This window comes from Nocardia sp. NPDC004718, from assembly GCF_053601535.1.
On sequence record NZ_JBSGCA010000036.1, the window covers coordinates 38235 to 52032 of the forward strand.

The following is a 13798-nucleotide window of genomic DNA, read 5'->3' on the forward strand; positions in this document are numbered from 1 at the left end:
GCGCCACGTTGTCGCTCCCGGATCACCCGCCACGAATAGAATTGCGCGGGAAGCGGACTCCCGATCCGTGCGGCCGCGGGAAACGTGGGAGACGATGACCGGACTGCGATGGCCCACCGTAGCGCTGCGCTGGTCCGCCGGGCTCGCGTTCGCGGCTTGGACGGGCGGATGCGCGACCTTGCTCGGTGAGCCTGCTCCGCCGCCTTCGGCCGAGGAGATCGCCACCGCCGCAGCGGAATTGGCCGGACTACCGGCTTCGGAGGTGGCCGAGCAGCGGATGGCGTCGGTCGGGGCCTGGCCCGGGTTCCAGGAAACGGCCCGAGCGCCGGCCGCGTCCGTGGGTGCGACGGACATGCTGCCGGGTGCGGCATCGTCACCGGACCGGTACGTCACGTTCGAAGGCTCGGATGGGGCCGAGTGGGACAGCAACACCGAACTGTCGGTGTTCGCCGATGCCCGGTCGATGACGATCACCGCGACCGTGGGCTGCCGACTACCCGCGGATGAGCGGTCGCCTCGGTGACTTTCCCTGTCAGACCTGTATTCCCGTGCCCCGGAACGCTCGCCGGTAGGCGCCCGGGGTCGTGCCCACCTGGGCGCGGAAGCGGCGGCGCAGGTTGACCGCGGAGGTCAGGCCGACCCGTGCCGCGATCGCCTCCACCGGCAGGTTCGTCTCCTCCAGCAGGGTGCGCGCCTCGGCCACCCGGCGGGACAGCAGTCATGCCCCCGGGCTCGTGCCGAGCTGATCGGCGAAACGCCGGGCCAGCGTGCGCGGCGAAACGCTGAGGTGTGCGGCCAGATCGCCGACCGACAGCGCTGTCCCGAGCCGCGCGCCGGCCCACTCGAGCAGGCCGTCCAGCGCGTCCATGGGTGGTGCGGGCGGGGCGTATTGTGCTTGGCCGCCCTCGCGGTGCGGCGGCATCACCATGTGCCGCGCGACGAGCGTGGCATGCGCTGCCCCATGGTCCTTCCGGACCAGGTGCAGGCACAGGTCGATGCCCGCGCCCGCTCCGGCGCTCGTGGCGACATCGCCGTGGTCCACATAGAGCACGTCCGGTTCCACCCGAACCTCCGGGAATTCCCGCGCCAGCTGTGCGGCGCGCGCCCAGTGCGTCGTCGCCGAGCGTCCGTCCAGCAAGCCCGTGCGGGCCAGCGCGAACACTCCGGAGCAGATCGTGACGAGCCGCGCCCCACGGGCGTGCGCCCGCAGCAGCGCGCAACGCACGGCGGCCGAGAGTGGCGCCTCCACCGGCGCCCAGCCGGGGATGAGCACGGTGTCCGCGGAAGCGAGCGCCGAAAGGCCCTGCGACACTTCCAGCGTGTACCCGGCCGATGTCGGTACCGGCCCTGGCGTCTCCGTGCACACCTCGAACTCGTAGTAGTGCGGCACCCCGGCCCGCTGTGTGCCGAAAACCTCCGCGGCGCAGCCCAGCTCGAATGTCGACTGCACCGGCCGCACCAGGGCTACCACGCGATGCATGGCAAGAATGTACCCGGTGGCGGCAGACTGGACACTTTCTCGGTCTGCTTCCAGGCGGCACCGTGAAGGCCATGCATTCCGAAATCCTCGCCCAGGAGGGCTACACCTCTGTGTCCGTCGCGGAATCCCCGATCCGGGAGCTATTTCCCGGAATCCGGGTTCGGCACCTATGGACCGGGCCGTCCGGGGCGAGCGCCAACCTGCTGGAGATGGACCCGGGTACGTCGTGGCCGCGCCGCGACGTCCACGAGCCCGGCCCCGAGGAGGTCTACGTGGTCGCGGGCACCTTCAACGACGGCGCGCGCGACTACCCGGCCGGGACGTTCCTGCACGCCCCGGCCGGATCGTGGCACGTGCCGGGGACTGCGACCGGCTGCACGCTGTTCGTCTTCTACCCGGAAGGCTGACCGCGCCAGCGGTCTCCGGCCCCGACGGGCGTCGAGGTTTCGGCGAGGCCGGTCAGCGCCTGCGGCAGTGGCCCTTGGTGCAGCACGCCGAGACGTTGGGTGGCGCGAGTGAGGGCGACGTAGAGTTCGGCCGCGCCGCGCGGGCCGTCGGCCAGAATTCGTTGCGGCTCCACGACCAGGACGGCGTCGTATTCCAAACCCTTGGTCTCCGCCGCCGCCACCGCGCCCGGCACCTCCGGTGGCCCGATCACGACGCTGGTGCCTTCGCGTGAGGCTTCGTCGCGGACGAATTCGTCTATGGCGGAACTTATTTCGTCGGCGGTGACCTGCCTGGACCACGGCCGTACGCCGCATGCGCGAACCGACTCCGGTGGCTGGACGCCGGGTGCGAACGTGGCGAGCAGCTCGGCGGCGACGGTCATGATCTCCGCCGGGGTGCGGTAGTTCACCGTCAGCGATCGGTAGACCCACCGGCCGGGTACGTACGGATCCAGCATCGCGCCCCACGAGGTCGCTCCGGCGGCCGACCGGCGTTGGGCGAGATCGCCGACGATCGTGAAAGATCGCCCCGGGCAGCGCCGCATCAGCACCCGCCAATCCATTTCGGACAGTTCCTGGGCTTCGTCCACCACGACGTGCCGGTAGGTCCAGTCCCGGTCCGCCGCCGCGCGTTCGGCGAGTTCCCGGGTGTCGCGCTCGACGAAGCGATCCGCCAGATCCTCCGCGTAGAGCAGGTCCTGGGCGAACAAGTGGTCCTCGTCGTCCATCATGTCCTCGCGGCTGACCAGAATGTCCAGCACACCCGCCGCGTACTCGGCCTGGGCCTGCTGTTCCCGCTCGGTGTCGTCGTCCCGCTGCACACGGCCGAGCAGATCGACCAATTCATCGAGCAGCGGCACGTCCGACACCGTCCAGGCATCGCCTCTGCGGCGCAGGAGGGCCGGGTCGGCGCCCGCCGCTGCCAGCCGTTCCGGGGATTCGTACAGCTCCGCCAACAGCGTCTCCGGTGTCAGGGTCGGCCAGAGTTCGTCGAGCGCGGCGGTGAACCGGTCGTTGTCCGCGAGTTCCGCGCGCAGGTCCGACCGCAGGTTCTCCCATGCTTCGCGGTCGTCGCGGGTCAGCCAGCCCCGGCCGATGCGGGCGATCGCCCGCTCGGTGAGCACCCAGGTGACGATCTCGGTGAACACGGCGCGAGCTTCGTTGTGCGGTAGCCCGCTCGCCCGCGCCTCCTCCCGGCCCCACTCCGCGGTTTCGGCGTCGATTCGCACGGTGACGTCGGACAATTCGATCGACAGCGGATGCTCCGGTACCCGCTGCCGATCGGCTACGGCCGCCGCGAGCACGTCCAGGATCCGCAGCGACCCTTTGTGCCGGGCGGTGTCCGGGTCGTCCTCCGCGGTGACGTGCAGGCCGGGCACCAGGTCGCCGGTGGTCGTGAACACGACGTTCGTCTCGCCCAGCGACGGCAGAACGCGGCCGATGTGGTTCAGGAACGCCGGGTTGGGGCCGACCACGAGCACGCCGTGGCGTTCCATCCGCTCCCGCTGGGTGTAGAGCAGATACGCGACGCGGTGCAGCGCCACGACGGTCTTGCCGGTGCCGGGGCCACCCTCGATCACCAGCACGCCCGGGTGGTCGAGCCGGATGATCTCGTCCTGCTCGGCCTGGATCGTCGCCACGATGTCGCGCATCCCCTCGCCACGCGGCGCGTCGACCGCCGCGAGCAGCGCCGCGTCGCCTCGCTCGGCGCCGCCGGGGCGGCCGAGGACCTCGTCGGTGAAATCGACCACCCGGCGCCCGCGGGTATGGAATTGCCTGCGCCTGCGCATGTTCTCCGGGCTGGCGGCGGTGGCGACGTAGAACGCGCGCGCCGCGGGCGCCCGCCAATCGAGCAACAGCGGTTCGTACTCGTTCTGTGCGTCGAACAGGCCGATCCGGCCGATGTAGGAACGTTCGCCCGACAAGGCGTCCAATCGCCCGAAACACAGCCCGTTGTCCGCCACGTCCAGCCGCTTCACCTCCCTGGCCAGCGTGCGCACCTCGACATCCCGTTCCATCGGCGTTCCGCCGTTTCCGCGCAGAGCGGCGGTGTATCCGCTCCTCGCTCGCGCGCGCTCGGCGTCGAGCCGCGTGTAGAGCCCGGCCACGTAGCTCCGCTCGGACCGCAATTCGTCCTCGTACCCCTGAGTTGACACAGGCCCCTCCGTTTCGTGGCTCGACGATCCCGCGCGGACGCCGCTGCTCGCCTGCTGGCATCGAGCAGTAACGCCGCAGCCAGCGATTCTGCGGCACGACCCGGGTCTTGCCGCAAGCCCCCGGGTGCGCTATAGGTTGTAGGTGGATGGGGTCAGACGCGGGTGAGTTCGAACAGCGGAATGACGCGTTCGGTCTTCGCCTGGTAGTCCGCGAGAACGGGCGCCAGCTCGACAACTCGCTCGAAATACCGGTCGCGTTCGTCGCGCGGCAACTCACGAGCGATCACGGCATAGGCATCGGTGCCGACCTCGACTCGGGCACGCGCGTCGGCACGCAGGTTGTGCACCCACGCCGGATCCTTGGGCGAGCCGAGGTAGGAGCCGACTACCAGCATCCGCCCGTCGACGGTCACATACGCCAGCGGTGACAGCCGGGGCGCGCCCGACTTCGCGCCCGTCGTGTGGAGCAGCAGTAGCCTGCCGCCCGGTAAGCCGGCGACCTCGCCGCCGTTGGCGCGGAACTCTTCCACGATGCCGCGGTTGAAGCCGTCCAGCGCGTCGGTGTCGGAAGCCAGTCTGTCCTTGTCGATCTCGGTCATATGCATGGCAACTGTCCGATGGGCGAGGTCCATTCCGGGCATGTCGCGGCGGCCGAAATCGTCCCGGCCCTACTCGACCAGCCTCGCGCTCTTCAGCCAGTCGTAGGCGACGTCGGCGGGGTCTTCGCCGTCGATGTCGACCCGGCCGTTGAGATCCTGCATCAGCTCGTCGGTGAGGTGCTCGGAGATGGTTGCGAGCAGCGCGCGCAATTGCGGGTACCGATCGATGATCGCGCCGCGCACGACGGCGGTGCCGCTGTAGGGCAGGAAGAACTTCCGGTCGTCGTCGAGGACCACCAGGTTCAGGTTCTTGACCCGGCCGTCGGTGGTGTAGATCATGCCGAAATTGCACGGGGCGCTCTTGGCCGTGGCCGTGTAGACGACACCGGCGTCCATCCGCGTGACGTTGCCGGAGGGGACACCGTTCGGATCGTTGTAGGGGATACCGTATTTCTGCAGCATCGGAATGAAACCGTCGGCGCGGCTGAAGAATTCGTCGTCGACGCAGAATGTCCGGTCGGGCACCGGGAGTGCGGCCACGTCGGACAGCGACTTCACATGCAGGCGTTCGGCGGTCGGGGTCGAGGCGCCGAAAGCGTACGTGTCGTTGAAGTTCGCCGGCGGCAGCCACTCCAGATCGTGGTCGCGCTTCTCGATGTCGTGCACGCGCTGCCAGAGTTCGGTCGGGTCGGAGATCGTCTCGGTCTGGTTGTGGTAGTTGACCCAGCCGGTGCCGGTGTACTCCCAGAGCACATCGGCGTCGCCGCCCAGCTGAGCCTGCCGGGACGAGGCCGACCCCGGCGCCCCGGTCAGGTCGGTGACCTTCGCGCCCGCCGCGGCCAGGTAGGTCGCGGTGATCTTGCCCAGCAGCACCCCCTCGGTGAAGCTCTTCGAGGTGACGACCAGCTCGGCGCCGTCCAGCGGCCGATCACCGCCGGGCAGGCGCGCGTCGTGGAAGGTTCCCGAGGAGCTCACCAGACCGCACCCGGCGAGCGCCGCCGCCGATACGACGAGTGCGCAGAGCAGGGTGACCAGCCGGGCTCGTGGCGATCTCATGAGATACCTCGTGGGGTCGCGGCCAGTTCCACCAGTCGGCCGAGCCAGTCGATGATCAACGCCAGGAGTCCGACCAGAATCGCGCCGGAGACCAGCAGTTTGGGCAGGAAGAGGGTGACGCCGGTGGTGATCAGCGTGCCGAGGCTGGTCGCGCCGATGAACGTGCTCAACGTCGCGGTGCCCACGAGGATCACCAACGCTGTGCGCACCCCGTTCAGAATCACCGGGACCGCGAGCGGCAGTTCGACTTGCAACAGCGTGCGCGCGGCGGAATAGCCGATGCCGCGGGACGCCTCGATGGTGCGCTGATCGACTTGCCGGAGCCCGACGATCGTGTTCTGCAGGATGGGCAGCACCGCGTACACGACGAGACCGACGATCGCCGTGCGGAATCCCGTGCCCAGCCAGAAGGTGAACAGCACGAGCAGCCCGACCGCGGGCGCGGCCTGGCCGATATTGGCGATATTGACCGCGATGGGCTCGAGCCGCCGCAACGCGGGGCGGGTCAGCGCGATGCCGAGCGGAATCGCGACGACCACCACGATCACCGTGGCCACCACGGTCAGCTCGATGTGCTGTGCGATCGTGGTCCGCAGGTTGTCCCAGCCGAGGGACGCCTGCTCGGTCGCGGTGAATGTCGTCGACCGGTACCAGAGGATGTATCCGACAGCGATGACGAGGATGACGATCGGTTCGAACCACACGTCGATCGGCAGGCGGCGCAGACGGCTCATGACGGTTCGTCCGATCCGGGTTCCTCGTCGGCGGCGACCACCGGCGTGGGCGCCGGATCGGTTCCGTCGACGTAGGTGACGTAGGAGAGGTCCTCCGCGTCGGCGCGGCCTTCGGCGAGTTTGGTCCGGATCACGTCGGTGACCGTGTCGATGCTGAGTGAGCCGAGGACCGCGCCGCGGCCGTCGGTGACCAGGGCGGCGCCTTGGCTGGTGGCGAGCATGGCGTCGAGCGCGTCGTTGAGCGTCGAGGATCGTGCGACCACGGGCAACCGCCGATCGAGGTAGTCGGAGACCTCCGGTTTGGTCGCCAACTCCGTGAGCGAAGGCCACGACCGGGGCCGTCCGGCCTCGTCGACGACGACGACCCAGGTCTGTCCGGCGGCCTCGGCGCGGTCGATCACGCCCCGCGCCGACTCGCCGATCCGCGCGGTGATCACATCGTCGTAGGCGACGTCGCGCACCCGCGACACGGTCAGATAGGCCAGCTTCGCACCGGACCCGACGAACTCCTCCACGAACGGTGTGGCCGGATCGGTGAGGATCTCCTCCGGGCTCGCGTACTGCTCGACCTGCCCGCCTTCGGACAGGATGAGCACCTTGTCGCCGAGCTTGGTGGCCTCTTCGAAGTCGTGGGTGACGATCACGATGGTCTTGCCGAGTTCCTGCTGGATCGCGATCAAGCTGTCCTGCAGGCGAACCCGGGTGATCGGATCGACCGCGCCGAACGGCTCGTCCATGAGCAGCACCGGCGGGTCGGCGGCGAGCGCACGCGCTACGCCGACCCGCTGCTGCTGTCCGCCGGACATGTCCTTCGGCAGCCGGTCGGCGAAGGTGGCGGGATCCAGACCGACCAGATCGAGCAGGTACTCGGTGCGTTCGGCGATGCGCTTCTTGTCCCACCCGAGCACCCGAGGGATGGCGCCGACGTTCCTGGCGACGGTCCAGTGCGGGAACAGGCCGCCGGACTGGATGACGTATCCGATCGACTGCCGGAGCTTGTCCGGGTCCTCCCTGGTGACATCGCGGCCGCCGATGAAGATGCGGCCCTCGGTCGGCTCGATCAAGCGGTTGATCATCTTCAACGTGGTCGTCTTGCCGCACCCGGACGGGCCGACGAACGCGACGATGTCTCCCGCCTCGATCTCGAGGTCGAGGCGCCGCACCGCAGGCTTGTCCTGGCCTTTGTAGCGCTTGACGACCGAGTCCAGTGTGATGGACGCACCGGTCACCGAGCGTTGCGTCGGCGCGGGAGCGGGCCCGTTGGTCACATGCGCGGTCATGACAGTCCCTTTGCGATCGTGAGGCGTCCGAGCAGGACGAGGAGTGCGTCGAACACCAGCGCGATGATGACGATGAGGATGGTTCCGGTGAGCGCCATCTCCAGGGAGTTCGCGCCGCCGAGGCGGGAGAGGCCGTTGAAGATCAGCGATCCGAGGCCCGGTCCGAGGACGTAGGCCACGATGGCGGCGACCCCGACGATCATCTGCGTGGACACCCTGATACCGGTGAGAATCACCGGCCAGGCGATCGGCAATTCGACGGTCAGCAGAATGCGCCGGCGCGAGAAGCCGATCCCACGGGCGGATTCGACGACCGAGGCGGGCACCGACCGCAACCCCACGATCGCGTTGCCGACCACCGGCAACGCCGCGAAGAACGCCAGCATCACGAACGACGGGACGACCCCCAGCCCGAACGGGACCAGCAGGATAGCCAGCAGTGCCAGCGAAGGAATCGTCAGCGCGACCCGGCTGGTGGTCAGCGACAGCGCGGACAGCAGCGGCAGCCGATAGACCGCCACCGCGATGAGGACGGCGACCACCGTTCCGACCAGAACGGTTTGGAACGCCAGGGAGGCGTGTTGATAGGTCAGGAACGCCAGGACTTCGCCCCGCCCCCGGATATAGCTCCATAAATTCACGGGATTCCCATCGTCAGCCGAAGACCGGTCGGTGCCTGTCCGTGTACAGCCGCGCGAGCCGGCGAAAAGTCGTGGACAAAGCGGGTTCGATTTCCGGCGGCACGCGGAAAGCGAATCGCCGCACGGCCGAATTCGCGCTCCTTTTCGACCGTAACCGATTCTTTGCCGGACACGAGTTCTGTGGGCACGAGTCCTCCGGTCACGAGAACGGGTTATGCCGCCCGTGCGACGGGGTCGACCGTCGAGTAGAGCCCGGCATTGCCCGCCGTCACGGTGCTCGGCGCGCCGACGTGACCACCTGACTCGACCACCTGCGGAGCGGATGCGATGCCGGCTGTGTGATCGGCGGACATACCAGGGCCTTTCGCTCGAACCGGATGATCGGGTCAGAGGAAACCACGCCTACCCCGGTGCGGCCAGCATTACAGTCAGCCGGATCGAAATGGGCGTGCTTCGCCGTCTCCGGTGCCGTCTCACCGGTCTGCGCGCAGATCCACCGGCAGGATCACGGCCCGGCTGTGGCAGGTGTCGAGCGACATGCTGATCGCTTGACGGGCACGTCTTCAGCTCTCGGAGCCCTGCCCCGGGCGCGTGGCGACAGGGTGGCGAGAGCTGAAGGCGTTCACCGGAAGAATGTTCCCCACACTCGGTAGCGGTGTTTCGAGATGGCGGTGAGCGGCTCCGCCGTCAGCGCACCCGGCGTGATCTCCGCGAAGCTCGACACGTCCCGGCAGAGGTGGGACTGGTCGGTGTATCCGCAGGTCGCCGCGACGTCGGCGGCAGGAAGACCCGTCAGCAGGCCTTCGACCGCGTGCCGGAACCGGACCAGCATCGCGGCCCGCTTCGGGGTCAGTCCGATCTGGGCTTCGAACCTGGACCACAGCCGTTTGCGGCTCCATCCGCAGCATTCGGCGAGCTCGCCGACCAGGACCCGCCCTCGGCTCGCGACGATGCGTCGCCAACTGGCGACGACTTCCGGGTCCGGGGCCCGGGTAGGGTCGGCGCACTGCCGCAAGAACGAACTCGTCAGCGCGAAACGCTCCTCCCAAGTCTCGGCACCGGCGAGCCGCTCACGCAGCAACAGCGCCCCGCGACCCCACAGATCGTCCAAGCCGACTACCGTGCGGCCCAGATCGACCGGATCGATAGTCGACAACGAATAGAACTGCAGCGGCGACAAGCGCGCCTCGATGCATTCGGCCCGCTCGGTGCGCACCCGCATCGTCCCGTGCGGAAACCCGGAGACGAAGCCGCTGAGTGCCTGCCGGCCCGCCGTGCTGTCGACGATCAGTTCGTTCTCCCCGAACTCGATCAGCACCGTGACCGCCGGTAGCGCGGTGACCCGGAGGTCCAACCCGCCGGCCCCATGAGCGCGATACCCGATCATCGCCGTGCCGCCCACCGGTGCGGCGGCGGACGAACGGCGAAAATCCCACCCGGTGTCATGCTCGAGCCCGATCGGTGCCACCCGCTCAGGCTAACCGCCTCGACCCGCGATGAGAGCGGGCCGCCCAGGACGGGTCGACGCGTTCGAGGGCGAAGCGTGCCAGATCGGTGGAAACGGTCTCCGGCCGTCCACCGGAGTGTCTCGCCGCGGCGGTGAGCACGGCGCGTCCGCGCTGTCAACGCCGGTTGGGCGGCCTATGAAACATCCCGAACGCGGGCTGGTTTGCTCTGCCATCCGCCCCATATGCCGAGCGCGTCGAGTCATCGTTCTCCACGCCCGCCCGCACGTCCTCTCCGATGTCGGCCAAGCGGGGCCGCCCGCTCGCGATCGTGGGTTCGTCGCGGAACACGGCTGCGATGTAGCCGTCGGGACGAATGAGTACCGCGGTGTCGCCGGTGATGTCGTAGTTGCGGTGGACACTGCCGTCTCCATCGATCAGCGTGTCCGCTCCGGTAGTGGCTGTGTCGGTGGTGATCCGGATCGTTCGCGTTGCTGCGGTGCCGCGGGTGTCGGCCTGGTCGGGAGCGTCGCCCTGGTCGAAGGTGAGCAGGGTCCACTGCGGACCGCGCAGCAGATCGAATACCCGGACTTCGCGACCGGACGAGGCCTCGATACCGATGGCGTCGGGAGCGCGGTCACCGGCGCGAACGCGGCCGGTCCGCGGGCCGGGGCCGGTGAGCGGACTGTCGGGGTAGGCGACGGTGAGCCCGGTGGTGAAATCGTCGGTGAGCCTGCGGACGGCCGACGCTCCGTCGCCGTCGCCCGCGGAGCGCATGAGTGCGTGCATACGGTCGGTGCTGTCGTCGAGGACGGCCCGCGCGACCGCGCGGCGTTCGAGTTCGTAAGTGTCCAAGAGGGTTTCGTCGGCCCCGTCGAGGACGGCGGCGAGTTTCCAGCCGAGGTTGTAGGCGTCCTGGATGCCGGTGTTCATGCCCTGTCCGCCGGCGGGGGAGTGGATATGCGCGGCATCCCCGGCGAGGAAGACCCGCCCGACCCGGTAACGGTCGACCAGGCAGACGTTGATCCGGTAGAGCGACAACCAACCGGCATCCTCGATGCGGACGTCTCCCAGTCCGGAATGCTCGGTGAACAGGCGCCGGAACAGGTCGAGCGTCGGCGCGGCCGGCTCGGGGTCATCGGCGGGAATGGACGCCTGGAATTGCCAGACATCGGTGCTGGGCAGTGGGAACAGCGAGAGGATCCCGTGCTCGGGACTCATCCACACGTGCTGGCAGCGGCCGTCCAAACCCTCGATCCGCACATCGCCGAGCCACCAGCGGTGGTCGCCATAGGACACCCCGGCGAGTGTGGCGCCGATCCGCTCCCGGACCACGCTGCGCCCACCGTCGCAACCGACGACGTAGAGGGCGCGCATTCGCCGATCACCGGTGGTCGTGGACACGGTCACCTCCACGGCGTCATCTGTCTGCGCGACAGCCGTCACCTCGGCTCCCCACTCGACCCGCCCGCCGAGTTCGGCGAGCCGATCGCGCAAGATCTGCTCGAACAGCGGCTGCGACAACCACACCGGCGCGTACGGCACGCCTGGATCGCGTACGCCCAGCGCGGCCTCCACGGCCTCGGAGATCACACGGTCACGGTCGTAGTGCCGGGTCGGCACATGCACCCGCCCCAGCTCCAATACTCGATCGATCACGCCGAGGTCGTCGGCGACCTCCAAGGCCCGGGGCTGGATGGTCTTGGCTCGCGACGCCGTGCTGGGTCCGGCGGCGCGGTCGACGATGCGGTAATCGACGCCACGGCGGGCCAGGTCGATCGCCAGGGCCAGACCGGTCGGGCCCGCGCCGACGATCAGGATTTCGGTTGAGGTCTGCATGTCATCTACCTACCTTAGGTATCTATTATTCGGCCGCACGCCGCCACTTTCGAAGGGGTGGGATGCCGAGTACTATATACCTAACTTAGGTATCTGGACAAGGTGGGAAATGAGCGGCGACAATGATGCGCTGAAGGGGCTGCTGCCGCGCATGGCGCAGCTGAGCAACACGCTGGGCCGCGGGCAGTTGTTCGAAACCGCCACGGCGACAGCGGGAATCACTCTGGAACGGCCCGCGGTCACGATCCTCGTGATCCTGGAATCCGCCGGGCGGCCCTTGCGGGTGGGGGAGATAGCGGCCCGGATGCAGGTGGCCGGGCCGCACGTCACGCGCCAGCTCAACGGTCTCGAACAGCGCCGCCTCGTGCGTCGTGTCCCGGACCCGGACGACCAGCGCGCCCGACTGATCACCCTCACATCGGCCGGCGAGCAGCTGATCGGCCGCTACTTGCGAGTCATAGACGGCTGGTTCGACCGGGCCCTGTCCGGATGGTCCGAGTCCGATCAGCGCGACCTCGTTCGCCTGCTCGGCCGTCTGGTCGACGACCTCTCGGCGCACTTGGACACCGTCGTCGAGGACGCTCTCCCCGAATAGCGCCACCACCACGCGTCGCTCATCGGTGGGCGGGGTCTGCGACTGGCTGCTCGCAGCCGAGCGGCAGCAGCGCCGGCGTCACCCCTGGTTCCATGCCAGGCGCAGCACGCCGTTGACGAGGTAGCAGGCGAACAGGATCGCGGCCGGGGTGAGTGACGCGGCACCGTACAGCGCCAATGCGCCGGTGCCGAACCAGGCCAATTCGAACAGCATTCGAGCGAAGCCGTGCAACGGGTACGTGGCATTGGTTCCGCCGCCCGCGGCGAACAGTCCCCATAGCACCGCGAGCAGCAGAGGCGTGCCGATGCCCGCCACGATCTTGATCGGCCACTGCGAATTCACGGTGAAACCCCAGTATCCGGCGCTCCCCAGCACGCTCAACTCCAACAAGAACATCAGGCCGAGATTGGCCGCTTTGACCGCGCCGAGCACAACTACCTCCAGTGATAACCGCTCTTTCTTGAGAGCAATGCTCTCATTTTGGTGGTGGCGCGTCAAGCGGCGACGGTCACCGTCCGGTGTGTGGGTTATTGGTCCGATCGGTAGGGTGGCGGCATGCAGGTCGGGGAACCGAGTAGAACCGCCATGGCCGTAGCGCGAGCGAGGGCCCACCACCAGATCGCCGACGAGCCGCGGGTGTTCACGGATCCGCTGGCTGTGCGGATCGTCGGCGAAACCGCCGTCGTGGCGAGCGAATTCGACCGAGGCGTCGACGCGGACCTGGCTCGTCGACGGCGTTTGTTCATCGCGGCGCGCAGCCGCTTCGCCGATGACGTCGTGGCGGCCGCGGTGGCGCGGGGGACGAACCAAGTAGTCGTCCTCGGTGCGGGGCTGGACACCAGCGCCTACCGCAATACCCACGAGAACGTGCGATTCTTCGAGGTCGATCATCCCGACACCCAGCAATGGAAGCGGCGCAGGCTTGCCGAGGCCGAAATCGCCGTCCCGCCATCGCTGACGTTCGCCCCGATCGACTTCGAAGAGTCCACGCTTGCCGCCGGATTGGCCGCGGCCGGTCTGGACCGCAGCAGCGACGCGTTGTTCGTCTGGCTGGGTGTTGTCATGTACCTGACCAGGGCATCGGTCGATGACACACTGCGCTACATCGCCGGTCACGCCGCCGCCGCGGAGGTGGTCTTCGACTATCTGTACCCGCCCTCCTCGGCGCCGCATGACGTCGTGGCCGACGACAGGCAGGCACGCGCGGATCGCGTCGCCGCGGTCGGTGAGCCATGGCTCAGTTTCTTCACCGCGGAGGAGATCCGCGATGCGTTGCTGTCCTTCGGCTTCACACGGGTCGAAGACCGTGCTGCGACAGAGTTGTTGAGCGCGTATGGCGTCGGAGCCGCAGCTCGGTCCGCGAATTCGGTGCCGCACCTGGTCCACGCCGGCACGGTGTGAACCCGGGCGTCCTCGCCTGCCCGGCATACTCCTCGCGGTCGGCGGACCGCCACGCCGTCCACCTGGGTCTCACCCCGCCTCGGCGGGTGTTCGCGCTCATTACAGGCACGGCAGCGACTTCGCCGC

Annotated in this window: 15 protein-coding genes; 4 read left to right on the top strand and 11 right to left on the bottom strand. The window is 68.5% G+C overall.

The genetic code is table 11. The annotated features are described in order from the left end of the window. Window positions 1-94 precede the first annotated feature (94 nt). Window positions 95-523: a hypothetical protein gene (locus ACWEH3_RS24985; protein ID WP_450023600.1), complete on the top strand. Its 429-nt coding sequence runs from the start codon at window positions 95-97 to the stop codon at window positions 521-523. Window positions 524-532: 9 nt separating this feature from the next. Here ACWEH3_RS24985 and ACWEH3_RS24990 read toward each other — a convergent pair whose 3' ends face one another. Together ACWEH3_RS24990 and ACWEH3_RS24995 are read right to left on the bottom strand one after the other, a co-directional pair. Beyond that, window positions 533-703, bottom strand: coding sequence for a helix-turn-helix domain-containing protein (locus tag ACWEH3_RS24990; protein ID WP_450023598.1), 171 nt, complete (start codon window positions 701-703; stop codon window positions 533-535). A gap of 15 nt (window positions 704-718) precedes the next feature. Then, complete coding sequence (locus ACWEH3_RS24995) at window positions 719-1480, bottom strand: GlxA family transcriptional regulator (RefSeq protein ID WP_450023596.1); 762 nt, start codon at window positions 1478-1480, stop codon at window positions 719-721. Window positions 1481-1551: 71 nt separating this feature from the next. On the opposite strand from ACWEH3_RS24995, the gene ACWEH3_RS25000 reads away from it, so the two are divergent. Further along, window positions 1552-1887, top strand: coding sequence for a cupin domain-containing protein (locus ACWEH3_RS25000; protein ID WP_452358390.1), 336 nt, complete (start codon window positions 1552-1554; stop codon window positions 1885-1887). Here ACWEH3_RS25000 and helR read toward each other — a convergent pair. From helR to ACWEH3_RS25040, 8 genes are all read right to left on the bottom strand, one after another. Further along, the gene (gene helR, locus ACWEH3_RS25005; RefSeq protein ID WP_450023538.1) at window positions 1872-4082 is read right to left on the bottom strand and encodes an RNA polymerase recycling motor ATPase HelR; all 2211 of its coding nucleotides are present in this window, start codon (window positions 4080-4082) and stop codon (window positions 1872-1874) included. The two genes, ACWEH3_RS25000 and helR, sit on opposite strands and share 16 nt — an antisense overlap. Before the next feature lie 152 nt (window positions 4083-4234). Beyond that, window positions 4235-4681: a nitroreductase/quinone reductase family protein gene (locus tag ACWEH3_RS25010; RefSeq protein WP_450023536.1), complete on the bottom strand. Its 447-nt coding sequence runs from the start codon at window positions 4679-4681 to the stop codon at window positions 4235-4237. A gap of 69 nt (window positions 4682-4750) precedes the next feature. After that, a complete protein-coding gene (locus tag ACWEH3_RS25015) occupies window positions 4751-5737 on the bottom strand; it encodes a glycine betaine ABC transporter substrate-binding protein (protein ID WP_450023534.1) in 987 nt (328 codons plus the stop codon). Then, the gene (locus tag ACWEH3_RS25020) at window positions 5734-6471 is read right to left on the bottom strand and encodes an ABC transporter permease (RefSeq protein ID WP_450023532.1); all 738 of its coding nucleotides are present in this window, start codon (window positions 6469-6471) and stop codon (window positions 5734-5736) included. The genes ACWEH3_RS25015 and ACWEH3_RS25020 overlap by 4 nt, the downstream gene beginning before the upstream one ends. Continuing rightward, on the bottom strand, window positions 6468-7751 hold the full coding sequence (locus ACWEH3_RS25025) for an ATP-binding cassette domain-containing protein (protein ID WP_450023530.1): 1284 nt from the start codon (window positions 7749-7751) through the stop codon (window positions 6468-6470). Before ACWEH3_RS25025 ends, ACWEH3_RS25020 begins: the two co-directional genes overlap by 4 nt. Next, complete coding sequence (locus ACWEH3_RS25030) at window positions 7748-8392, bottom strand: ABC transporter permease (protein ID WP_355079357.1); 645 nt, start codon at window positions 8390-8392, stop codon at window positions 7748-7750. The genes ACWEH3_RS25025 and ACWEH3_RS25030 overlap by 4 nt, the downstream gene beginning before the upstream one ends. 622 nt (window positions 8393-9014) lie before the next feature. Next, window positions 9015-9860, bottom strand: coding sequence for a helix-turn-helix domain-containing protein (locus ACWEH3_RS25035; protein ID WP_450023528.1), 846 nt, complete (start codon window positions 9858-9860; stop codon window positions 9015-9017). A gap of 154 nt (window positions 9861-10014) precedes the next feature. Beyond that, window positions 10015-11676, bottom strand: coding sequence for an FAD-dependent monooxygenase (locus ACWEH3_RS25040; RefSeq protein WP_450023526.1), 1662 nt, complete (start codon window positions 11674-11676; stop codon window positions 10015-10017). Between the two features lie 109 nt (window positions 11677-11785). Between ACWEH3_RS25040 and ACWEH3_RS25045 the strand changes: the two genes are divergently transcribed. After that, a complete protein-coding gene (locus ACWEH3_RS25045) occupies window positions 11786-12271 on the top strand; it encodes a MarR family winged helix-turn-helix transcriptional regulator (RefSeq protein WP_450023524.1) in 486 nt (161 codons plus the stop codon). Between the two features lie 78 nt (window positions 12272-12349). Here the strand turns inward: ACWEH3_RS25045 and ACWEH3_RS25050 are convergent, their stop codons facing one another. Beyond that, a complete protein-coding gene (locus tag ACWEH3_RS25050) occupies window positions 12350-12769 on the bottom strand; it encodes a YrdB family protein (RefSeq protein WP_450023522.1) in 420 nt (139 codons plus the stop codon). An 87-nt stretch (window positions 12770-12856) separates the two neighbouring features. On the opposite strand from ACWEH3_RS25050, the gene ACWEH3_RS25055 reads away from it, so the two are divergent. Beyond that, entirely contained in the window at window positions 12857-13672 is an 816-nt protein-coding gene (locus ACWEH3_RS25055; RefSeq protein ID WP_450023520.1) for a class I SAM-dependent methyltransferase, read from the top strand. Window positions 13673-13798: the final 126 nt, after the last annotated feature.